The sequence below is a fragment of the Lentimicrobium saccharophilum genome, from assembly GCF_001192835.1.
GTDB classification, from domain to species: domain Bacteria; phylum Bacteroidota; class Bacteroidia; order Bacteroidales; family Lentimicrobiaceae; genus Lentimicrobium; species Lentimicrobium saccharophilum.
Window position 1 is genome coordinate 1899133 of record NZ_DF968182.1, and the last position, 22700, is coordinate 1921832.

General features: G+C 49.1%; 14 protein-coding genes and 1 riboswitch. Of the genes, 6 read left to right on the forward strand and 8 right to left on the reverse strand.

What is annotated here, in order from left to right; genetic code table 11:
* Positions 1–125: 125 nt before the first annotated feature.
* Positions 126–1331, reverse strand: coding sequence for a hypothetical protein (locus tag TBC1_RS07275; RefSeq protein ID WP_062040219.1), 1206 nt, complete (start codon positions 1329–1331; stop codon positions 126–128).
* Positions 1332–1430: 99 nt separating this feature from the next.
* The gene (locus TBC1_RS07280) at positions 1431–3548 is read right to left on the reverse strand and encodes a prolyl oligopeptidase family serine peptidase (protein WP_062040221.1); all 2118 of its coding nucleotides are present in this window, start codon (positions 3546–3548) and stop codon (positions 1431–1433) included.
* A gap of 265 nt (positions 3549–3813) precedes the next feature.
* Here TBC1_RS07280 and TBC1_RS07285 point away from each other — a divergent pair, with 265 nt between their 5' ends.
* Entirely contained in the window at positions 3814–4710 is an 897-nt protein-coding gene (locus TBC1_RS07285) for an RHS repeat domain-containing protein (protein WP_062040223.1), read from the forward strand.
* Positions 4711–4782: 72 nt separating this feature from the next.
* Here the strand turns inward: TBC1_RS07285 and TBC1_RS07290 are convergent, their stop codons facing one another.
* From TBC1_RS07290 to TBC1_RS07300, 3 genes are all read right to left on the reverse strand, one after another.
* The gene (locus tag TBC1_RS07290) at positions 4783–6129 is read right to left on the reverse strand and encodes an MATE family efflux transporter (RefSeq protein WP_062040225.1); all 1347 of its coding nucleotides are present in this window, start codon (positions 6127–6129) and stop codon (positions 4783–4785) included.
* Between the two features lie 166 nt (positions 6130–6295).
* A complete protein-coding gene (rlmN, locus tag TBC1_RS07295; RefSeq protein ID WP_394330756.1) occupies positions 6296–7339 on the reverse strand; it encodes a 23S rRNA (adenine(2503)-C(2))-methyltransferase RlmN in 1044 nt (347 codons plus the stop codon).
* A 5-nt stretch (positions 7340–7344) separates the two neighbouring features.
* A complete protein-coding gene (locus tag TBC1_RS07300; protein WP_062040229.1) occupies positions 7345–8004 on the reverse strand; it encodes a ferredoxin--NADP reductase in 660 nt (219 codons plus the stop codon).
* A 233-nt stretch (positions 8005–8237) separates the two neighbouring features.
* Between TBC1_RS07300 and TBC1_RS07305 the strand changes: the two genes are divergently transcribed.
* The 3 genes from TBC1_RS07305 to hydA all read left to right on the forward strand — a co-directional run bounded on the left by TBC1_RS07305 (position 8238) and on the right by hydA (position 14514).
* Entirely contained in the window at positions 8238–12329 is a 4092-nt protein-coding gene (locus TBC1_RS07305; protein ID WP_062040231.1) for a PEP/pyruvate-binding domain-containing protein, read from the forward strand.
* Positions 12330–12449: 120 nt separating this feature from the next.
* On the forward strand, positions 12450–13073 hold the full coding sequence (locus TBC1_RS07310; protein WP_062040233.1) for a hypothetical protein: 624 nt from the start codon (positions 12450–12452) through the stop codon (positions 13071–13073).
* A 127-nt stretch (positions 13074–13200) separates the two neighbouring features.
* The gene (gene hydA, locus TBC1_RS07315) at positions 13201–14514 is read left to right on the forward strand and encodes a dihydropyrimidinase (RefSeq protein WP_062040235.1); all 1314 of its coding nucleotides are present in this window, start codon (positions 13201–13203) and stop codon (positions 14512–14514) included.
* A gap of 68 nt (positions 14515–14582) precedes the next feature.
* Here hydA and TBC1_RS07320 read toward each other — a convergent pair whose 3' ends face one another.
* The 3 genes from TBC1_RS07320 to TBC1_RS07330 all read right to left on the reverse strand — a co-directional run bounded on the left by TBC1_RS07320 (position 14583) and on the right by TBC1_RS07330 (position 17213).
* Positions 14583–15407 carry a zinc-dependent peptidase gene (locus TBC1_RS07320; protein WP_062040237.1) on the reverse strand — a complete coding sequence of 275 codons (825 nt, stop codon included), beginning with the start codon at positions 15405–15407 and terminating at the stop codon, positions 14583–14585.
* A 369-nt stretch (positions 15408–15776) separates the two neighbouring features.
* Positions 15777–16847 (reverse strand): TIGR04133 family radical SAM/SPASM protein, encoded by a 1071-nt coding sequence (locus TBC1_RS07325; RefSeq protein ID WP_062040239.1) that lies wholly within the window; start codon positions 16845–16847, stop codon positions 15777–15779.
* A complete protein-coding gene (locus TBC1_RS07330; protein ID WP_062040241.1) occupies positions 16848–17213 on the reverse strand; it encodes a hypothetical protein in 366 nt (121 codons plus the stop codon).
* A gap of 434 nt (positions 17214–17647) precedes the next feature.
* A riboswitch (SAM riboswitch) is annotated at positions 17648–17758 on the forward strand.
* Between the two features lie 105 nt (positions 17759–17863).
* Here TBC1_RS07330 and metH point away from each other — a divergent pair.
* Together metH and TBC1_RS07340 are read left to right on the forward strand one after the other, a co-directional pair.
* Entirely contained in the window at positions 17864–21526 is a 3663-nt protein-coding gene (gene metH / locus TBC1_RS07335; RefSeq protein WP_062040243.1) for a methionine synthase, read from the forward strand.
* A 153-nt stretch (positions 21527–21679) separates the two neighbouring features.
* Positions 21680–22636, forward strand: coding sequence for a methylenetetrahydrofolate reductase (locus TBC1_RS07340; protein ID WP_062040245.1), 957 nt, complete (start codon positions 21680–21682; stop codon positions 22634–22636).
* Positions 22637–22700: the final 64 nt, after the last annotated feature.

Here is a 22700-nt window from a genome sequence, read left to right on the forward strand (position 1 = left end):
CAATAGCTGATCACTTGCATCAGCAACTAACCGCATTCATTCAGGGTGATCAGTAAACTGATTTCAGTTCGAGCAGACCTACAACAACCCGCTAAAGGTTAATAGAGGTTTGAAGATGCCGGATGCTAGCGCTTTCCGATCATGGTCAGCAGTTCAAGATCAAAGGTTATCCCGAAGTAGGGTTTAACTTTCCATTCCTTCGTGGTTGGGATAGCGATTCCGGCATCCAGTTTATCCCCTACATTAAATCCTTCCTTCAGTGCTTCATATTCCCTGATATTGGCACCCAGATTCACATGCAGCACATCGAACAGCTTAAAGTTCGGACCCAGATAGAAGTTCTTGAAAAGGTTATTCCCGCCGAAACCCAGGAAAAACCCGACATCATAGGTCAGACTCGCATTGGGTTTTGAGAGGTCTTTGAGCATAAAACTTGCTCCGGTGACGTAGTCGAACTCAACATCACTTGTATTATTATTGGTAATCACATACACCCCCGGGTTATTGGCATCTTTGGGCGCCAGGGCAAAATCCGGAGTGCGGTAACCTTTGATGGCAAAACCCTGCACAACACGGGTTTTCTTCTTCTTGTTGGTGACAGTTGAATATCTGTTCTCGCAATCCTTGAGCTTCAGTTCTGTATATTTCAGCTGCTCCCCGGTGCGCACCAGGTTCTTCTCCGTCTCAGTCAGGGTGGTTCGCAGGGTGTCGATGCGACGGTCAGCAGCAGCCTTGTCGGCAATAATCTTCTGAATCTCGCTATTGCGACTGGCAATGTCACGGTTCTTCTCATCAATGCTCTGCTGCAACAGGCCGATCTCCCGTTCTTTGCCTTCAAGGCGTGAGTCCTTGGCCGAAATCAGGCCTTCCAGCTTAACTTTGTCAATCAGGCTCGAATTAACGGCATCCTTGTAAATCTGCTCTTTCTCTGCAAAGAGTTGCTCCTTCTCTTTCTGCAGCCTGAGCTGCTCTTCCAGAAAAAGATTCTTGGCATGCAATTCCGCGCCGAGTTCAACGATTTTCCGGTTCAATGCCTCATTGAGCGGCACCAGTTCCCGTTCACGCTGTTTCAGCTGATCCACCTGAACAGACAGCTTATCAAGATTTATTCTCAGGGAGTCATTCTCCAGAGAAAGCAAATGATTACGCCCCTGTTCCTGTTCGAGCATAAACCTGAAAGTCTCCAGTGAATCTGCCGTACTCATTGCGAGGGTGTCAATTATACCAGGGCCACCCTGAGGCGTCTGGGCTGAAATAAAAACAGGAAAGAAAAACAAGGCAAAAAAGCGTAATGCAGACAAGCCTGTACTCTGAGAAATACTTTTAATCATCAGACAAACAATGGGTTTAAATAAGATCCGGCAAACCATTCCGCGCTAAATATTACTGCTATCAATGCGGCATGGTTTACCGGACAGAAAATATTCCGGCTACTTAAACGCGGGTTTCATGCCTAAATTGTACATGGTAAATGCCCAGATATCGGTAGCCTCGTCAATCAGTTTGGAGATGGGTTTTCCGGCACCATGACCGGCATTGGTTTCAATCCGGATCAAAGCCGGGTTGTTGCACGACTGGCATTCCTGCAGGGTAGCGGCAAATTTGAACGAATGGGCGGGCACCACCCTGTCGTCGTGGTCGGCAGTGGTTACCAGGGTTGCGGGATAGCAGGTAGCCGGCTTCAGGTTATGCAGCGGGGAATACCCGAGCAAATACCTGAACTGAGTTGAATCCTCACTTGATCCATAGTCTTCGGTCCATGCCCATCCAATCGTAAACTTATGAAAACGCAGCATATCCATCACACCGACAGCGGGCAGCGCCACCGCAAAAAGATCAGGCCGCTGGGTCATACAGGCACCAACCAGCAAACCTCCGTTAGAGCCGCCAGCAATGGCAATTTTTTTAGGGTTGGTGTATTTCTCAGAAACAAGGTATTCGGCAGCGGCAATAAAATCATCAAAAACATTCTGTTTCTGCAGCTTTGTTCCGGCCCTGTGCCATTCTTCGCCATATTCGCCGCCACCTCGCAGATTGGCCACAGCTATGATCCCTCCCTGCTCAAGGAAAAGCAGCCGGCTGACGCTGAAAGCCGGAGTAATGCTCACATTAAATCCTCCATAGCCATAGAGATAAACAGGATTCTTGCCATCTTTTTTCAGGCCGGACTTGTAAACCAGAAACATGGGCACCTTTGTGCCATCCTTGCTGGTATAGAATATCTGCTCTGTGGTATAGCCGGAAGCATCAAAGTTTATTTCAGACGCATACAGCACCTCTGATTTGTTGGCGGCAATATCATAGGTATAAACAGTTGAAGGAAAGGTAAAAGAAGTAAAAGAGTAAAACGCCTGGTTATCCTCCCTGTTTCCTTCAAAACCGGCGATGGTGCCCAGTCCCGGCAAGCTCAGTTCATGCATAAGGGTTCCGTCCATATTATGGACAAAAACCTTGCTTACCGCATCCATCATATACTGGCAGATAATCTTTCCTCCGGCAACTTCCGCCGATTTCAACACTTCTTCTTTTTCAGGAATAATGGTCAGCCAGTTCTCCTTTGCGGGGTTTTTAAGGTCAACCTGCACCAGCCGGTAGCGCGGGGCTCCGTCGTTGGTGAGGATATAAAAACGCTCTCCATCGTTACTGATCACATTGTAATCGAAGCGGAAGCCATCGGCTATCTTCACAAAGCCTGAGGCGGGGTTTCTTAAATCCTTGACATAAAGCGCATTTCCACTGGTGCTTTCCGACTCACCAAGGATCAGGAACTGTTCGTCCTCGGTTGTGCTACCACCGTAATTGCGTAAAGGATAAGCGCGGTTTTCATATACCAGCACATCTTTATCCTGGGGGTCGCCCACTTTGTGATAATATACTTTCTGGAATTCATTTTTCGAAGAAAGCTCTCCACCGCCGGCGGGTTTGTCGTAACGGCTGTAATAAAATCCGTCACCGCGCCACGATATTCCTGAAAACTTAACCCACTCAAGCTTGTCGCTCAACTGCTGGCCGGTCGCGGTTTCCATGACATAGATTTCATTCCAGTCGGAACCGGCTTTTGAGATGGCATAAGCAAAATATTTTCCGTCTTTTGAAACGGAATAGGTCCCCAGCGAGGTGGTTCCATCAGCGGAAAGCTTGTTTGGATCAAGAAAAACCCTCGGCGTTCCGGTTAATGAATCCTGAATATACAAAACGCTCTGGTTCTGTATTCCGTCGTTCTTAAAAAAGAAGAAATGGTTCCCCTTGTGGAAAGGAACACCATAACGGGGATAATTCCAGAGCCCGGTCAGGCGTTCCCTGATCTGGTCGCGAAAAGGGATTTTAGCCAGATAAGCGTTGGTCACATCATTCTGGGCTTTCACCCATTCCGCCGTTTCGGCGGAGTTATCATCTTCGAGCCAGCGATATGGATCGGCTACTTCAGTGCCGAAATAGACATCTACTGTGTCGGTTTTACGGGTTTCAGGATAGTTGATTCTCTCCTGTGTAGTGCAACTGTTCATAATCAGTAATGCTGAAACCAGAGTATACAGCAGGTTTTTCATATTGTTAGAGGTTAAGGTGTTCTGATGGTCAGAAGAAATCAGCAATGGTATTTCCCGGGCTTCAAAATTAATAATTTATAATGAAAACAGGCTTATCCCCGCTGATTGCAAAATTTTCACATCCAGGGCACTCCCAAGAAATAACTCACGGCACCAGGCTCTCCGGCCGTATTACAAATACAGAATAAGCCGCACAAAAATCGCCATGAAATATCCGCCGGTTTTATTTAATTTGCAGCCGGATAATGTTTAAATAAAAATTGAAATGGAAAAGCAAGTGAGGGAAATTACTTTATATCGTACCAACCTGGTTCTAGCCGATCCGGATGATGATGGTTTACTGTCCGAAGAAATCCTGGTTAACCGGGTGGTTATGGATGAAGATGGCCATGAAGTGGAAAGGATAAGTTACAACGCGTATGGCGAACCGGAGGAACGGATAATAATTAAATGGGAAAACGGGCATCCGGTGGAAGAACTTCTGGAGTTGGAAGGAGAGACTGCCGAAAGAACCACCCGTGAATTTGATGAAAAAGGCAGGATTCTTAAAGAATGGAGGCATTATCTCGAAGGAGGAACGGATGAAATCAGGTATATTTACGAGAATGACCTGCTGATCATGAAACAGACCTTCGACAGTGAAGGAGATGAAGGTGAGAAGCATTACCGGACTTATGAAGATGGTCTGCTGATAAAGGAAGAAACCTTTGATGCCGACGGTGAGCCGGAAATGAAGAAGACCTATATCTATGCCGAAAACGGCCGGCTTGACGAAACCATTGAATTGCAGATAAACAGTGACGGGGAATCAAAACTGGTTTCCGTTATGGATGAAGCCGGGCATATTGTGCTTGAAAAACGTTACGATACCCGCGGCAACCTGATTGCCCGCAACACAATCACGATAGGCGATAACGGCCATCCTGTAAAAATGGAGGAAGAAACCGTGAGGGGAAAATCAATCGTTCACCTTGAGTATGACGGGCAGGGCAACAATGTGCTTTACAGGGAGGAGTCGGGTGATGGCAGCCTGCTTTCTCTGATTACCCGTGAATACGATGCTGACGGCAGGAATACCGGCTCCGAGATCAGAATAGAACCTCAGGCACAGCGCCCCGGCCAGCATTACCGTTTGAGGTATGAATACCGCTTTTATGAATAAGAACCTTATGAAGCTTACTGCTCAGGAGGGATGAACTGCCCGGAGCAGGATTATATTCCGGCTTCGGGTGGATTAGTGGCCTTTCCTGAACTTTACCACCGTTTTTGTCTTCCATTTACCGGTTCTGTAGTACAGGAACGACAGCGTCATTCCCATAAACCAGGCGATGGGAATGGCCCACCAAATTCCGTCGACCCCGATACTGCGGGAGAGTATTGCTGCAAGGGGAATGCGGAATAACCAGAGGGAAAGTAAGGTAATAAACATCGGAACAATGGTATCGCCGGCGCCGCGCATCACACCGCCTATAACGAACATGGATGAAAACAACACATAAAAGCCGCCGACAATCAGCAGATAGCGGGCGCCGATCTGAATCACCTCCGGGTCACTGGTAAAAAGCGTCATTAATGGCTCACGAAAAATCATGATAATCAGTGAGGTAACAACAGCCACGACGCTTGACATGCGAAGGGTGGCCCGTAAGCCCTCCCCCACCCGGTTGATTTTGCGTGCCCCGATATTCTGACCGGTATAAGTCGACAATGCCTGACCGAAATTCATGGCAGGCAGGGAAGCCAGGCCATCAATGCGGCCCGCGACGCTGTACGCGGCTACCGTATCCGTCCCGAAATCATTGACAATTCTCAGCAGGGCCAGCATCCCCAGTGATACAAATGTCTGCTGAAACCCCGTGGGAACCCCGATGCGGATGCTTTCACGAAACACCTCACGGTCCCATGCCAGCTTTCGCCATGACAAATTGATCAACGGATGCTTTTTGTTAAGATAAATCACCAGCGTTACAAACGCCCCGGCCTGAGAAAGCACGGTAGCCATTGCAGCTCCTGCAATGCCCCACTTAAAGACCACGACAAACAACAAATCAAAAACGATGTTGGTAAGCGTGGAAATAATCAGAAAATAGAGCGGGGTTTTCGAATCGCCCAGGCCGCGCAACACCGCGCTTGTTCCGTTAAATCCGAAGAAAAAAAGAATCCCTGTAAAATAAACCTGCATATAAAGGGCCGCCTGCGGAATTACCTCCTCCGGCAGCCGGATGAGCCTGAAGATCGGTTCACTGAAAGCGATGCCAAGTATTCCGACCAGCAATGAAGCGAAGAAGAGAAAAATATACATGGTATCCATCGACCGCCTGACTTTGGCCATATCCTTAGCGCCGAAATACTGGGCGATGATGATGGTGGAGCCTGAAGCAATGCCGATGATAAAAGAAACCAGCATGAAAATAAGCGGGAATGAAGCGCCCACGGCTGCCAGCGCCTCTTTGCCGAGAAATCTGCCGACGATGATGCTGTCGGTGACATTGTATAACTGCTGGAAAACATTGCCCAAAAGCATGGGTGTGGCAAACCTCAGGATCAATCCCGCCGGGCGGCCGGTAGTAAGATCATGCATTGACAGTCATGATTTTAATCCGGTATTTAATTTTAATTTCCAGTAACCTCTTCATTTTCCTCCTCAGTAAAACCGGAATATCTGACACGCTTCACAAAATATTTCAAGCTTAATTATCGCTTTTGATTCAGTTAGAACCATTTAACCAGAGAAAAAACAGACCTTGTCAGAAGTCCTCCTTTTGGGCTTTGACCAGTTCCTTTGTTGACAATAATCCGCACGCGGCTTCAATATCCTGGCCTCTTGAAGCCCTCAGGGTGGTTACAATGCCCTTGTCGTTCAATGCCTGCTGAAAATCAAGGATGGTAGCTTCGTCAGAGCACATCAGCGGAGTCCCGGGTATGGGATGAAAGCGGATAAGGTTGATGCGGCTCTTTACTTTATTGAGCAGACGGGCAAGTTCATTGACATGCCTGCGGGTATCATTCACCCCTTTAAACATGATATATTCAAAGGAAACCCGGCGATACCGGCCGATGTCATACTCCTGAATGGTGGCAATCACATCCCTGAGCGGATAGACGTTCTGAATCGGCATTAACCGCCGGCGCTCATCCTCGAAAGGCGTATGCAGGCTCACGGCAAGGTTGCATTTGCTCTTTTCCAGAAAAACCCGCATCGCGGGAACAATTCCGATGGTTGATACGGTCACCTTGCGGACACTGATGGCAAATCCATATTCGGCCGTAAGAATTTCCTGGCTTTGCATCACGGCATCCAGGTTGTCAAAAGGTTCACCCATGCCCATGTATACGATGTTGGTCATGAGTTTGCGCTCGGGAATGCTCCGCAGCTGATTGAGGATTTCCCCCGCGCTCAGGTGCCCCTGAAAACCCTGCTTGCCGGTCATGCAAAACAAACAACCCATCTTACACCCCACCTGTGAAGACACGCAGAGGGTATGTCTTTTCCCGTCAGGGATATAAGCCGCTTCAATGAATTTTCCGTTACCGGCGGTAAAAAGATATTTTTTGGTACCATCGGCCGATTCGTTGACCTTCACGGGAGCCTTAACCCCGAACTCAAAGTGTCCGGCAAGCAGAGAGCGTACCTTCTTCGAGACATTGGTCATGTCATCAAAGGTGGTGATATCGGTTTTGTAAAGCCAATAGGCAATCTGAGTAGCGGTATAGGCAGGCAGGCCGAGTGATAAGACCACCTGCCTGATTTCATCCAGTGTTTTTCCGAACAGGGCTTCCTTGTGCATAATCAGGATCAGAAATAGATCTCCGAGATGATGTGGTCGAAGGGAATACCCCTGGAAATAAGGATATCACGCACATCCACAACCATTTCGGCGCTGCCGCAAAGGTAATACTTTTCTGAAGGCGACAGGTCGGGATGTTCAGTCAGGTACTGAGTAAGACGTCCGTGATAGATGTCTTGTCCCTGTTCCCGGGAGCAGCAGCGAACATAGTTTTCACCCAACTCCGTCCCGAACATCTCACTGAAATAAAATGATTTAAGGTCACGGCCTCCGTGGAGCAATTTTTTCCCCGCCGTTAAACCGGTGCGAAACATCGCGCTGAAAGGGGCTATTCCTGTGCCGGAAGCAATCCACCATCCGGCTTCCCCGCTTCCGGTAAAGGAGCCGAAAGGCTCGCTTACCCAGATCGTGTCCGCGGTATTCAGCTGGGCCATCCATGGGGTAAGTTTACCCTCCGGATTAATGTTGTACAGGATATCCACTTCATCATCGAGTTCTCCGCTGGCAATGCTGTAAAGGCGGGCTTCAGCGGTTTCGTGCCCGCTGATTCCTATGACCTGTCCGGCCGTAAAATCCCAGGGACGCGGAAATGAGAGCACAAAAACGCCCGGAGCAATCTCACGCTGACGGCTTACTTTTACTTTCTTAAGATTCAGTTTTCGTTTCATAATATTTTGTGTAACCGGGATCAGGTTGGAACCACCCGGATTCGTATAATGTTTTGAGAAAAAACTTAAACAACAGAAAAAGACAAAAGTTTTTCGTGGCTCACGAATCCTTTGACCGCAATGCAATGGCTGCGGTAAACCCGGATTCTGTCTATAAAGCAGGGCTTCTGATTTTGTCATTCATTGCTGATTTGAGCCCGGATTATTAGTAATTTAGCTGAAAATTCAATAATATGGATCAGCGGAATGCCCTGAAATCGGATGCGCTGGCAGCCAACCTTCAGGAGACCAGGACAGGAAAAATCGAGATACCGGAAAACCACCTGGCTTTCAGAGACCTGTCGCTTGAATATTACAGCATACATGCACGGGCGGTCGACTGCCTTAACGAATATAACCATCCTTTCTCGAACAGCGGATACGTGATCGGGCAACTGAGGAACATCGCACTCGGCGATTTCTGGTTTTACGACAAACACGAAGAAGCTGTTTTTGCCTGGGATGTGGTACTCGGCCTTTTTGAAGGAATTTTTGAACGGGTGACCACACCTGAACTCGGTGAAGACGCTGTTCACTCCCTGCTCGAGATGGCAGAAAAACTGCTTCAGTCAGAACTAAACAGGGAGCAAAGTCTGATAAGGCTGCTCGATGTCATTGCAAAAACACCGGCACAGCACCCTTTGGCACTGATCCTGAATTCAACTTTTATGCAGCGGGTGTTCACCCGCGGCAACTGGCCCGGCCAGAGCAGGGAAAAGGCATTCGAAGTATTACGCAATACCCTGATACTGAACGCTAAATACTGGAAAAACACCACCAACGCGGAAGCCTGGCTGGCTGAAAGAAAGAAGCTTTTCTCAGCCGGAAGCAGGCAATGCATCTCCTCCATCGGAAATGCATATTTTGACAACATCATCACTTCAGCTGAAAATGCCGCAGATCCTGAAAGCCTGCTGGCCATCCCCGGTTTCAATGAAATAGCCTTGCATATCAGGCAGCTGCACCACAGTTTCGGGCGTTTCCACGAGAAATTCTTTTACCTTCTGTTTCTGCTTCATCTCGAAGGGATGCAGAATCAGAAAGAATTGCTGCTCCGCGATTTCAACAACCTGCTCCGCAACATTAAGAACGAGTTGTCGAGTGATGAGGTATTTGGGTTTCTCGATAATATCTTCAGGCTTTTCGCTGACCTTAAAACCAGCAACCCGGGAACCGTTCTTGACTGCATTCTTACGCTGGGTAAAGAAATTTTCCGCACTGAGAATGACCGCCATATATCACACTTCGAAAAACTGCTGATCCGCTACGGGTTTATTGCACCGGGGCTTGTTTACATCAGCGACGACTGGCAACTCAGGGTTAACGAATACCACATCAAGAACATACGGGTGTGGATGGAGCTGATCGAATACTCCCCCCTTACTTTCCGCGACCTGCTCTCCGCGCTGATTATCCACCTTCGGCTGGGCGGCGTATTCGTGGCCGATACCGACCTGTTTCAACGCGATGTTACCGCTCTGCTCAACTCCGACATCAAGCCGATCTTCAAGCACATCAAGCAGCTGGCAAGGCTTTTTCCGGTATATTTCAATGAAATCGGCGCCGAAGGGGAGCTTCGCGAAGTCACCACCGCTATGGATGAACTTTCGCACCGCAACGACAGGCTGATCCATTTCCTGCGGAAACAGGTCCATACGGAAAGCAACAATACCCATATTGAACTAACCCGCAATATCATTAGATACTGGTACGACGGGAGCCCCGCCCACCTGCATGCGCTGCTGCCCAAGGATGTCGAGCTCAGCCTGTCACCGGAATCGAGGTGGTTTACCGGTATCAACAGCCTGATGCACCAGCTTTGCGAAACCTTCAACTGTATGCCGGAAATCCTGATGAACCTGCCTGCAGACAAAATCAGAAAAAATATCGAAAGCATTGCTTCTGACAACACCCTCGACAAACAGCGGCTGCTTTATATTTTCCGACTGCTCGAACTCCTGAAGGAAAAGTACTCATTCAATACGGTCAATCTCGGGGTATTGATGCGGAAATTCAGTTTCTTCAACCAAAGTGACATTGACGGATTACTGCAGCTGCTCGAAAGGCCTGCACCCGACCGGGCATTGAGGCAGGTGTATATATTTATGCGCCAGCTCAATACCATCATTATGTCGGCCGAAAAAACCGAAGGCTGGGAAGATATTTATCATAAGCGCCACATCGCCATCGGCATCCCGAGCATGTACGGAAAATACCGGGAGCCCAAGTTCGAGGCCATGGGGCTTACCTTCCGGCTCGAAAAGGTTGCTGCAGCCCTGATGGAACAGCTGATTGCCAGTATCAACCTTGATTATATCACGGCCAAGACCCTCAGAAGGATTCATGTGGTGCTGGAACTCTTCCGTCAGGGCCTCGAACTCGACGGCATCAGCGATCAGGGGTTCAACTCAAACCTGAAGATGTTTCGTTTCAGCCTGAATTCAGCCAGCTTCTCGGTGGGTCAGTACATCAACATTCTTCAGTTCATGCTCTCGAGTGTGCGCGAAATCATCAGTAAGTATTTCCTGCGTATCTATGACAGCCAGCTGAAGGTAGTAATTCCGCAGATCTATCCGCAGGAGATCAAAGAGGATCCGGGGAAGCAGTTTGTGATGAAAAAGTCCGAGCAGTTTTACCGTGAGATGCTCTCTTCGGCGTTTCTGGTGCAATCGCTCGACAATTTTCTTGTCCGTATTCTGGGGTCATTCAGACAGATGGTGGATAATTACTCCGAAGAAACGATCAGGAGCATTATGTCATACAACACCGACCTGGTTATCTCGCTGCTGAATCGCGAAACGCCCGAAATGGACAATCAGATTTTCCTGGGTTCGAAGGCTTACTTTCTGAAAAAGCTATCATTGCTTGATTTTCCGATTCCACCGGGATTTGTGCTGACTACCGAAATTTTCCGCCGCCGCGAAGCCATTCTCCAGAATCCCTTTATCGAAAAAGAGCTTGACCTGATGCTGCGCCGGCAGATTGCCAACCTGGAGCGGACTACCGGACAGCAGTTTGGCAACCCCGACAATCCGCTGCTGCTTTCAGTACGTTCAGGTACTGCCATTTCGATGCCCGGCGCCATGAATACCTACCTTAATGTCGGCCTCAACGACAAAATCGTGGAAGCGCTGAGTAAAAAAGAGAATTTTGGCTGGACATCATGGGATTGTTACCGCCGCTTTCTCCAGTCGTGGGGCATGGCTTTCGGTGTTTCGCGCGATGAATTTGACCAGGTGATGATCGACTTCAAGACACGTTACGGCATCGGCCAGAAAATTGATTTCAGTCCGGCCCAGATGCGTGAGATGGCCATTGCATATAAGAACATCCTGCACAACCACAACATTCATTTCAAGGATGAACCTTATGAACAGCTCAAGCAGGTTATTTTCAACGTATTGCAGTCGTGGGACAGCGAAAGGGCGAAAGTCTACCGCGAATACCTGCAGATAGCCGATGAGTGGGGAACTGCCGTGATTGTTCAGAAAATGGTACTGGGAAATCTACACCGCACTTCGGGCACCGGGGTGCTGTTTACGCACGCACCAGACTTTGAGCAGCCCGGCATTCATCTGTATGGCGACTTTACCCTCTGCAGCCAGGGAGAGGATATTGTTGCAGGGCTGGTACACCCCTGGCCGGTAACCGAGCGGCAACGTAAAAAGTTGTTTGGCGACAAGGGCGTTTCTTTGCAGAAGGGCTTTCCGGGCATTTACGAGAAACTGTTGAAAATTACCGAAGCGCTGACAGAGACCCACGGCTTCAGCCACCAGGAGATAGAGTTTACCTTCGAAAGCGAAAACCCGGATGATTTGTATATTCTGCAAACCCGCGACCAGGAAATCCGCAAGCCGGACCTGAGTTTTGTATTCAACTGCAAGACCTCAGAACTTGACCTGCTGGGCCGTGGCATCGGCCTGGGCAAGGGGGTGATGAACGGTATTCTTGCATTCGACATGAAAGACCTGGAAGCGTTCAGCGCATTGCCTGATCAGAAGATCCTGGTGCGGCCGGATACGGTGCCCGATGACATCGGGATGATCTTTGCCTGCGACGGGCTGATCACAGCCAGGGGGGGCGCCACCTCGCATGCGGCAGTAACGGCGGTCCGCCTCGACAAAACATGTGTGGTCAACTGCTCCGAACTGATTGTGAATGAACGGGATAAAATCTGCACCATCAACGGCCGGACACTGAAACCCGGAGACAAAATCGCCATCGACGGCAACCTTGGCAATATCTATGCAGGAAACTACCCCGTTAAGCTGGCCGAACTCGGGTAAACTTCCGTTCTGCTCATTCCGGATTACGACCAACCCTGAAAACCGGGCTTTGTTATACCTTTGCAAATCTTTCTGCACCCTGAAACAGGGCAGAGGTCATCTTTTAATACAGATTAAATAATGGATATTAATATTTTGCAATGGATCGGATACCTGGCCAGCGGCATTATTGCACTTTCCATGACGATGAACTCCATTCTGAAGTTCCGCTGGATCAACCTTGCCGGTGCCCTCACGTTCTCAACTTATGGATTCCTGATCGGCGCATTGCCTGTCGGATTTTTGAATGCCTTTATTGCCTGCGTCGACATCTACTACCTCTATACCATCTATTCGAAAAAGGAGGTCTTCGAAATCCTGGAAGTCAGGGCCGACAACCGCTACCTGCTCCGCTTTCTGAAGTTTCATGAAAAAGATATACAAAAGTTCTTTCCCGGATTCATTTATAAACCAGAAATTAATACCGTCAGCTTTTTTGTTTTGCGGGATATGGCTGTGGCAGGGGTTTTCCTGGCTCACAGGGAAAAAGACCATTGCCTGGTGGTAGGGCTGGATTATGTACTGCCCGAATACCGGGATTTCAAAAACGGGAAATTCATTTACTTCAGGTTAAAAGACCGGTTTGTTGTTGAAGGATACAAAAAGGTGATCTCAGAAGGGAAAAGCGAGAAATATTCTGCCTATCTGAGGAAGCTGGGATTCGCGCCCGGACCTGAAGGATTGTATGAAAAATCATTCGAATGACGTTCATTAGTTGAATACAATACAATGGTTTGTCGCAGTTTCCGTGCAGAATAACATCCGGAGAGAGTTGATCGCAACTTAATTTTATGTAACTTTACTACGCTAACAATCATATCCTGTTGCTTTCATGCAGTCGGTGTTAATCGTCAACGGAACCCTGATTTCGGATGAATCCATAAAGCAGGAAGATATCCTGATCGTGGACGGCAGAATTATATCCACCGGCAGAAACCTGCCCGGGCTGCCCCTGGAAACCAACATCATTGAAGCCAGCGGAAAATATATTATTCCGGGTGGCATTGACCCTCATGTTCATTTTGCCTTGCCAACCCCGGCGGGGCCCTCATGCGACGATTTCAGATCAGGAAGCCTGGCCGCAATGGCCGGTGGCACTACTTTCATTATGGATTTTGTAACGCCAGCGCCCGGTCAGGACCTTATTGAAGCCCTGGCAATCAGGCGTCAGGAAGCTGAAAGCAGTCTTATACCATACAAGCTTCATGCAGGCATAACCTGGTACGATGATTCCATACCTGCACAAATGCAACGCTGTGTGGAAGAAGAAGGCATTGCCTCCTTCAAGGCTTACCTGGCTTACAAAGGCAGCATCGGAATAGAGTACCATGAGCTGGAAAAGGTGATGCATGCCGCAGCGGCGCTTAATGCCATTGTGCTGGTGCATTGCGAGGAGGGAGATATTATCCTGAAAAAACAACAGGAATTTGTTGCCGCCGGCAAAACAAGTCCGCTTTATCATGCCCTGTCGCGCCCCCCTGAAGCGGAAGCCAGTGCCGTAAAAAAGGTCATTGACCTCTGCCGCAAAACCGGATGCCGCACGTACATCGTGCATACCTCTGCCGCGGAGTCTCTGCAATATATCCGGGAAGCCAAAGCCGAAGGATTGCCGCTTTATTGCGAAACCTGCCCCCAGTATCTTCTGCTTGACGAAAGCGTTTACCGGGAGCCGCTGCCCGGTTCACTGAAATATGTGATCAGTCCGCCAATCCGTGGCAGGGAGGATCGTGAAGCACTCTGGCTTGCCCTCCGCGATGGCACCGTGGATGTGGTTGCGACGGATCATTGCCCGTTCAATACTTTCGGGCAGAAAGACAGGGGAGCTGACAATTTCACACTTATCCCGAACGGGGCCGGCGGTGTTGAACACCGGCTGGAGCTGCTGTATACCTATGGTGTGCTGTCAAAAAGGATCAGCCTGCAGCAGTTTGTCAAACTGACATCGGCCAACGCGGCAAAAATATTCGGACTCTTCCCCGAAAAAGGATCCCTGCTTCCTGGATCAGTCGCTGATTTAGTGCTGCTTGACCCGGATTATACTTCAGTAATCAGCGCCAATAATGGCATGCAGCAATGTGATTCGGATATTTATGAAGGAATGCCCATCAGCGGGAAATTCACTGTGGTAAAAACACCATCGTTATAATCAATTCTGCTGTCATCACTCCTTTTAGTGTCCGGGAAGACTTGATAAATCAAAGGAGTACTCTTTACTCAGGCTGTCGATGATAACCGGTAGTCACGCTCCCGGTTCAAAGGATCCTGGTTCAGCATTCTGCTGAGCAATCCGTAAATTTCAGGTTTGTGTTGCTTCAGCAGTTCCGGCACCTCAAAAAAATATTCCACACATACCGAAAAGAATTCTTCGTCATTGACATAGGCATACTCCCTGAGCAGGCCGGGGACACCTCTTGCCGCCAGCTCCTTTTCTTCCGGAAACCTACGGTCCATCTCATCGCTCCTCAGCTGCACCATCAGCCCGGTTTCGCGGGTAGTCTCCAGTTCAAGGCGCAAAGCATGGGCCATCTCATGCAGGCCAAGGTTGTAATTGTCGTTATGCACAAGGTAGCCTTCCTGAAAATCAGCCCAGGACAATGTAATGAAACCTGCTCCAGAGGTTAATCCCTTCAGATCGCTGTTAAAGAACCTTGAATAAAAGGATTCAGGATAAAGAATATACCGCCTGAACCTTTCAAAAAAGAACAACTTCATCCCGAAAGTAAGCTGAATCTGCGCAAATATCACACAGATTTTCATCTCTTCAGTGACTTCGAGCCCTGCATGACCCGTAAATGAAACCTTTCCCATCACCTTGCACAGGCGAGCCATAAAGCGGTTTCTCGCCGGAGGTGAAAGGTGACGATAGTAGAGAAACCTGTCATTCAGCAGGGTGTCAATCGATTGCCGGTTATTGCGGAACTTCCGTTTTACGCTGTAACGGTCAAAATAATCCCCTGTGATCAGGAATAAAATATATCCATGATATTGTATCAACATCAGCAGGAGGAAGTATAGGAATACAAAGTACAATGAGTTCATTGCAATGATTTAGAACATACCCGGATCAGCAGTCTTTGACCCGCCAACACTGCTTGAACGGATTCCGGCTCCGGCTGACAAATAATTTTAAGAGAGTGGGGTCAATACTTTTCTGTGCATACACAAATTCTGCCAATGCCATATCCCAGAAGCAGATCAACATAGAAAACTGAATCGGTAATGCTGCGCCAAATTAATAAAAATACAGAGTAATCATGTTTTCGCTCTCTTGAAAACGACATATTCTCCCGGCGGGAGAGGCAGGAATAAGCCGCCGACCATCCAACACCAGCACGCCCCGTCATATAACATCAACTCCAGGTTAATACAAAACTGTGTTTTTCAGCATCCTATACAATTACGATAAAATCAATGCTGATTTTTTGTAGCATGCTCAATTTTCTCCTTATGGCAAACCAGCACATCATTCATATCTCCGTGCCAGTTATGAAATCCATTTCCCCAACAATCTTTATAATCCTTGCAAGATGCACATTTCCCTTTTTTCGTCCATTCCCGGTTTCTGAAGGGCAGAAACTTATTCAGCCATACTTCATAAAGATTATCCCGGTAAATATTCCCCTGTGTGAAGGACCGGTTAATATTCGGGCAGGCTGAAATGGAACCGTCAATCAGGACAGACCCGATATTGATCCCCGCCCTGCAGAAAAAATAGCTGTCCCTGACCAATGGTTCATATTTACCCACATATCCTTCACAACTGAATTTTACATCAATCTGTTTTCCTTTACGCTGTAAGGCAATAAAATCCATCAGTTCAGCAAACTGATTATCCGTCAGTTGCAGTTCCTGATCGCCGGCGGCCCGCCCTATCGGAATAATGGTAAACAATCTCCAGGACTTTACATTTGCTGAAACAAGCAAATCCCTGATTTGGGCTAACTCACTTATGTTCTTCTGATTCACACAGGTTACAACGTCGAAGCTGAGTCTTCCGGAAGAGGCTGCCAGCTCAATGGCATGAATGACTTTTGTAAAACTCTTATCATTGTTCCGCAGCCAGTTATGAGATGCTTCAAGACCGTCAAGACTGATTGTCAGCGCGCCAAGACCTGCATTCAATAAAGAGATATGCCTTTGCTCATCGTAAAGGTGGCCGTTGGTGACCAGTGACCACCGTAATCCTCTTTTACGCAGCGCACGGCCGCACAACTCAAGGTCTTTCCTCAGAAGGGGTTCGCCTCCGGTAAAAACCACGGTAAAATTTTCAGGCCTCTCCTTTATTGTATCAACCGCTGCCAGAAAATCATCCACAGGCATGTCGGGAAAACTATAATCTTGGGAACAATCGCTGCCGCAGTGCCTGCAGTTTAAATTGCATCGTGTGGTACACTCCCAGAACAAATAATTCAATTCATGCAACTGTACTTCCGATTCCCTGAACTTTCTGAAAGCAACCCTTTTCAGCGATGAGATCATCTATTTTTCTTCAAGAATGATATCCAGATAAACATTTTCGTTAACATCAGCCAGCACAGTATCTTTACCTGCGTATAGTCCGTTCAGCGTTGAGTCCGTGTCCTGAAATTTCAGTGCCAGATGCTGAATCATCTCCGTGTAGAATGAAAACTTACCATCTTCATCTGTTATTACATATTGCAAATTATCCGCGACTGAAACTTTAATCCCTTTAATGGGCAATCCTGAAGTTTTTGCTTTTACCTGACCTTCGACAAACAAATCATTTCCAAAATCCTGGGGTGTGCCATAACATGCCTGAAAGACAAACAGAGCAGAGGTAAGGCTTAATCCTCCGAGAATTTTTCTTATAAAGCGGCTTTTCATAGGTTCTGGTTTTTAAGTGCAATACTTGAGTTTATTAAGGCATTTTTTCAATAAAACCGGCCGTTAAAAATCAACAGTATTTCCTCTCTGGCAGCCTGAAATGATTGAAAACGGTCCGCCCCGCAATCATCAATAAATTCTGCCTGTTTATGATGTATAAAGATACGAAGAAATCAAGGATTTATAACTCCAGATTAATCAACAGGAAGCCCGGAAGGACTGAACCATTGATTCTATAAGGGTAATCCCTGAAAATCATTCCATAAACCCTGCCCCAGGAGAAGCAACCTTTTTGTCAGGGAGGGATGAAACAAATAACCGCCCGCCGAAACGGGGGCTTTTCAACAAATCAGGGCTGAGTCTGTTATAGAGATTAAAGACAGGCTTATCTTTGCATCTTCAAACGGACTCCTTCCATTCCGGAAAAGATGTTTGAGTTATAGAGAAGAGGGGAGAGAACAGGCTCCGTGAACCTCTGGCAACCCTCCGCTGTTTGGCGGAAACGGTGCCAATACCTGTTCCCCGCAAGGGGAAGCTTATAATTGAAACACACCTGCGTTGCGCTTTCCGGCCTTCCTGATTGTGTTTTACCATGTGTAAACTGCGGATTGTGCAGCCATGCTGCTGAATCCTGTTAAAATGCAAGAACGATGACAAAATCGATAGTCCGCGAACTGGAGCAGCGGGTACTGGTGCTCGATGGCGCCATGGGCACCATGATACAGCGTTACAAACTTGAAGAGCGGGACTTCCGCGGCGAACGCTTCCCTGATCACCCCTGCGACCTGAAGGGCAACAACGACCTGCTCTGCCTCACCCGGCCCGATATTATCCATGAAATCCACACCGCATACCTTGAAGCGGGTGCCGACATCATTGAAACCAACACCTTTAACGCCACCTCGGTTTCGATGGCTGACTACCGGATGGAGCCGCTGGTATATGAAATCAACAAAGCTGCCGCGGAGATCGCGCGGAAGGCTGCCGATGCCTTTACCCTCCGCAATCCTGACAAGCCCAGGTTTGTCGCCGGAGCCATGGGCCCCACCAACAAAACGGCGTCCATGTCGCCCGACGTGAATGACCCCGGTTACCGGGCCGTGCATTACGACGACCTGGTGGAAGCCTACACCGGACAGGCCCTCGGGCTGATCGACGGCGGGGTTGACCTGCTGCTGGTAGAAACTATTTTCGACACCCTGAATGCCAAAGCCGCCCTGTTTGCCATCAACGAGCTGCTGCGCCGGCGCGGCATCCGCATGCCGGTGATGGTATCGGGTACCATTACCGATCTCAGCGGCCGCACACTCTCCGGACAAACGCTGGAAGCCTTTCTGAATTCCGTATCGCACATCGATATGCTGAGCATAGGTTTCAACTGTTCCCTGGGGGCAGAACAGCTCCGTCCCTTTATTGAAGAATTGTCCGGGAAATCGCCTTTTTATGTAAGCGCCTACCCCAATGCCGGCCTGCCGAATCAATTCGGTGAATATGACGAAACTCCGGCCGAGATGGCAGCACATGTAAAACCCATCATTGACGGCCGGGCGGTCAATATCATCGGCGGCTGCTGCGGAACCACACCGGACCATATCCGCGAACTGAGCAGGCTTGCTTCACAGGCGAAGGTCAGAAAACGCCCCGTATTGCCCAAAAGCCTCAAACTAAGCGGGCTGGAGCCCCTGCAGGTGTTTGCAGGAAGCAATTTTATCAACATCGGAGAGCGCACCAATGTCTCCGGCTCGAAGAAATTCGCCCGCCTTATCCGCGAAGAGAAATATGACGAAGCGCTGGCCATTGCCCGGCAACAGGTCGAAAACGGCGCACAGGCCATCGACATCAATATGGACGATGCCCTGCTCGATGCCGAAAAAGCGATGGTGCGTTTTCTCCACCTTGCCATGGCCGAGCCGGAGATCGCGAAAGTACCGGTGATGCTGGACTCCTCGCGCTGGGAGGTGATAGAGGCCGGGCTGAAATGTGTTCAGGGCAAAGCCATCGTGAACTCCATCAGCATGAAAGAGGGAGAAGCGGTATTCAAAGAACATGCCCGCCTGGTGAGGGCATATGGAGCCGCTGTGGTGGTGATGGCATTCGACGAGAAAGGGCAGGCCGCCTCTCTGGAAAGGCGGATTGAAATCTGCCGCAGGGCTTATGATATCCTGACCAATGAAGTCGGTTTCCCTGCCGAAGACATCATCTTTGACCCGAATATCCTCACGATAGCCACAGGCATTGAAGAGCACAACAACTATGCGCTTGACTTTCTGGAAGCCGTGAAGTGGATAAAGCAAAACCTGCCTGACGCGCGGGTAAGCGGGGGCATCAGCAACCTCTCGTTTTCGTTCAGGGGAAATGAAAAGCTGCGCGAAGCCATGCATTCGGCATTTCTCTATCATGCCGTGAAAGCCGGGCTCGACATGGGCATCGTAAACGCGGGAAATCTTCCGGTATATGACGACATTGATCCTGCAGAACTTGAACTTATTGAGGATGTGCTTTTTAACCGGCGACCGGATGCCACGGAGCGCCTTACGGCTTATGCAGCCGGCATGGATAAAACGGAAAAAAAAGAAGACAAAACGGAAAGCTGGCGCAGCCTGCCGCTGAACGAACGTCTCTCCTACGCCCTGGTGCACGGCATCGACAGTCACATTGCCGGAGATGTGGAGCTTGCCAGACACGGTTATGACAAAGCCCTTGAAGTGATCGAAGGGCCCCTGATGGCCGGAATGAATATCGTGGGGGATTTATTTGGTTCGGGAAAGATGTTCCTGCCCCAGGTGGTGAAAAGTGCCCGGGTGATGAAAAAGGCCGTGGCTGTGCTTTTGCCCTATCTTGAAGCGGAAAAGACTGCCGGCGAAAACCGCTCTGCCGGCCGTGTGCTGATGGCCACCGTGAAAGGCGATGTGCATGACATCGGAAAGAACATCGTGGGCGTGGTGCTGGGTTGCAATAATTACGAAGTGATCGACCTCGGGGTGATGGTGCCCGCCGCCAGGATTCTGGATGAGGCGAAACGGCACAAGGCGGACATCATCGGACTCAGCGGGCTGATTACACCCTCGCTTGAGGAGATGGCCCATGTTGCGCGGGAGCTGGAAAAATCAGGCTTTACCACACCCCTGCTGATCGGCGGGGCCACCACCAGCGAAATGCACACAGCGGTGAAAATAGCCCCCGAATATTCGCATCCTGTAGTTCATGTTCGTGATGCAAGCCGGGCAACCTCGGTGGTGGCAAGCCTGCTTTCGTCAGATCAGCAACCCGCTTTCGTCCGGTCGCTGAATGAGCGCTACAGCAACCTAAGAACCAAGCACCTCAATACAAAAGCAGGGGTCACCTATATTTCCCTCGAAGCAGCCAGAAACAACCGTTTTAATCCCGGATGGGAAGGTTATCAGCCACCTGTTCCTGCCAAAACGGGCGTCACCCGCTTTTCCGGATGGCCTTTGGAAGAAATCAGCCGCTATATCGACTGGACTTATTTCTTTTATGCCTGGAAAATCGGCGCTAAATACCCCGAAATTTTTGATGATCCCGAAAAAGGTAAAGAAGCGCGTAAACTTTACGATGACGCACAGGTAATTCTCCGGCGGATGATTGATGAAAAGATGGTTCAGGCCGACGGGGTTATCGGCATCTTCCCGGCGCGTTCGCTTGATGAAAGCATTGAAATTTATGATGCAGACACGGGCAGGACATTAGAAACATTCCACTTCCTCAGGAACCAGGAAGAGAAGGAAGCGGGCAAGCCAAACCTCTGCCTTTCAGACTTTGTTGCACCTGCCGGCAGCGGAATCCGTGATTATGCAGGATTCTTCGCCGTAACGGCAGGACTGGGTGTGGAGAAACACGCCCAACGGTTTACCGATGAAAATGACGATTACAATGCGATCATGGTCAAGATACTGGCCGACCGCCTGGCCGAAGCATTCGCCGAGGTGCTGCATCTTTATGTCCGGAAGGAATACTGGGGATATGCCCCTGATGAAAATATGGCCCTGCCGGATATACTGGCAGAAAAATACCAGGGAACCAGGCCCGCTCCGGGATATCCCGCCTGCCCCGAGCACAGCGAAAAGCGCAGGATTTTCGATCTGTTAAAGGCGGAAGAGTCGGGAATTCATCTTACGGAAAACTACGCCATGATGCCTGTGGCTTCGGTATGCGGATACTATTTTTCGCATCCCGGATCGCAATACTTCAATGCCGGCCGGATCAGCAGGGATCAGATTGAAGCCTATGCATCGCGCAAAGGCCTGTCACCGGTGGAAATCGAAAAACTGCTGGCCCAGAACCTGAATTACTGAAGACTTTAACATCGCTGATTCAGGGGATAAACAGGGAAACAAACCCAGGGAGTAAAAACCACTGCAGATCAACCATTTGAGTTTATCTGTTTAACAGCTCAGACTTACGGACACGAACTTAAAACCGCGTCATCCATCAAAGATGGCAAAACAATGAAAATTACCGAACATATTGCAAACCGCCGGGGCAAAACGCTATTCAGTTTCGAACTGCTGCCTCCGCTTAAAGGTGAAAACTTCGAAGGCATCAGTCAGGCAATTGATCCGCTGGTGGAATTCAATCCCGTGGCGGTGGATGTAACCTATCACCGCGAGGAGATTGTTTACAGGGAGCGGCCCGACGGCCTGATCGAAAAAAGGACCATAAGGAAACGTCCCGGTACCGTAGGAATCTCTGCCGCCATAAAATTCAAGTACAATATTGATGTGGTGCCCCACCTGATATGCGGTGGTTTTACCCGGGAGGAAACCGAGAACGCATTGATAGACCTGTATTTCCTGGGCATCGACAATATATTGCTTGTGCGGGGTGACAACCCGGCCGGCGAAAAGGTTTTCCGGGCCGAACCCGGCGGCAATTATTACGCCCTCGAACTGGTAAAACAGGCGGTCAATATGAACCGGGGCATCTACCTCGAAGAGGAAATCATCAATGCGAATCCCACGAACTTCTGCATCGGGGTAGCAGGTTACCCGGAGAAACATGCCGAATCGCCGAATATGGCTGCCGATATTGTTCATCTGAAAGAGAAGGTGGACGCCGGCGCCGATTACATCGTTACACAGATGTTTTTCGACAATGCGGATTTTTTCCGGTTCGAAAAGGCATGCCGTGAAGCCGGCATCACGGTGCCGATAATTCCGGGGATTAAACCACTCTCCCTGAAATCACAACTCTCAGCCCTTCCCAGGACCTTCTCCATCGACCTGCCGGAAGCCCTGGTCAGAGAGGCTGAAAAATGCGCCAGTAATCAGCAGGTCAGGCAGCTTGGGGTAGAATGGGCCATCAGCCAGAGCCGCGAACTGATCCGGCACGGGGTGCCCTGTCTGCATTTTTATTCAATGGGGAAAAGCGACAACATCCGGGCGATCGCCAGGGAGGTTTTTTGAAATTAAGTGCTTTATCTATCAGCTATTTCTGAACAATTAAAACTCCTTTCACCCTGAAACCAAA

Bases quoted from the DNA above. Each gene is read 5' to 3' on its own strand.
- TBC1_RS07275 (WP_062040219.1), bottom strand. From the start codon at position 1,331: ATGATTAAAAGTATTTCTCAGAGTACAGGCTTGTCTGCATTACGCTTT.
- TBC1_RS07280 (WP_062040221.1), bottom strand. From the start codon at position 3,548: ATGAAAAACCTGCTGTATACTCTGGTTTCAGCATTACTGATTATGAAC.
- TBC1_RS07285 (WP_062040223.1), top strand. From the start codon at position 3,814: ATGGAAAAGCAAGTGAGGGAAATTACTTTATATCGTACCAACCTGGTT.
- TBC1_RS07290 (WP_062040225.1), bottom strand. From the start codon at position 6,129: ATGCATGATCTTACTACCGGCCGCCCGGCGGGATTGATCCTGAGGTTT.
- TBC1_RS07300 (WP_062040229.1), bottom strand. From the start codon at position 8,004: ATGAAACGAAAACTGAATCTTAAGAAAGTAAAAGTAAGCCGTCAGCGT.
- TBC1_RS07305 (WP_062040231.1), top strand. From the start codon at position 8,238: ATGGATCAGCGGAATGCCCTGAAATCGGATGCGCTGGCAGCCAACCTT.
- TBC1_RS07310 (WP_062040233.1), top strand. From the start codon at position 12,450: ATGGATATTAATATTTTGCAATGGATCGGATACCTGGCCAGCGGCATT.
- hydA (WP_062040235.1), top strand. From the start codon at position 13,201: ATGCAGTCGGTGTTAATCGTCAACGGAACCCTGATTTCGGATGAATCC.
- TBC1_RS07320 (WP_062040237.1), bottom strand. From the start codon at position 15,407: ATGAACTCATTGTACTTTGTATTCCTATACTTCCTCCTGCTGATGTTG.
- TBC1_RS07325 (WP_062040239.1), bottom strand. From the start codon at position 16,847: ATGATCTCATCGCTGAAAAGGGTTGCTTTCAGAAAGTTCAGGGAATCG.
- TBC1_RS07330 (WP_062040241.1), bottom strand. From the start codon at position 17,213: ATGAAAAGCCGCTTTATAAGAAAAATTCTCGGAGGATTAAGCCTTACC.
- metH (WP_062040243.1), top strand. From the start codon at position 17,864: ATGACAAAATCGATAGTCCGCGAACTGGAGCAGCGGGTACTGGTGCTC.
- TBC1_RS07340 (WP_062040245.1), top strand. From the start codon at position 21,680: ATGAAAATTACCGAACATATTGCAAACCGCCGGGGCAAAACGCTATTC.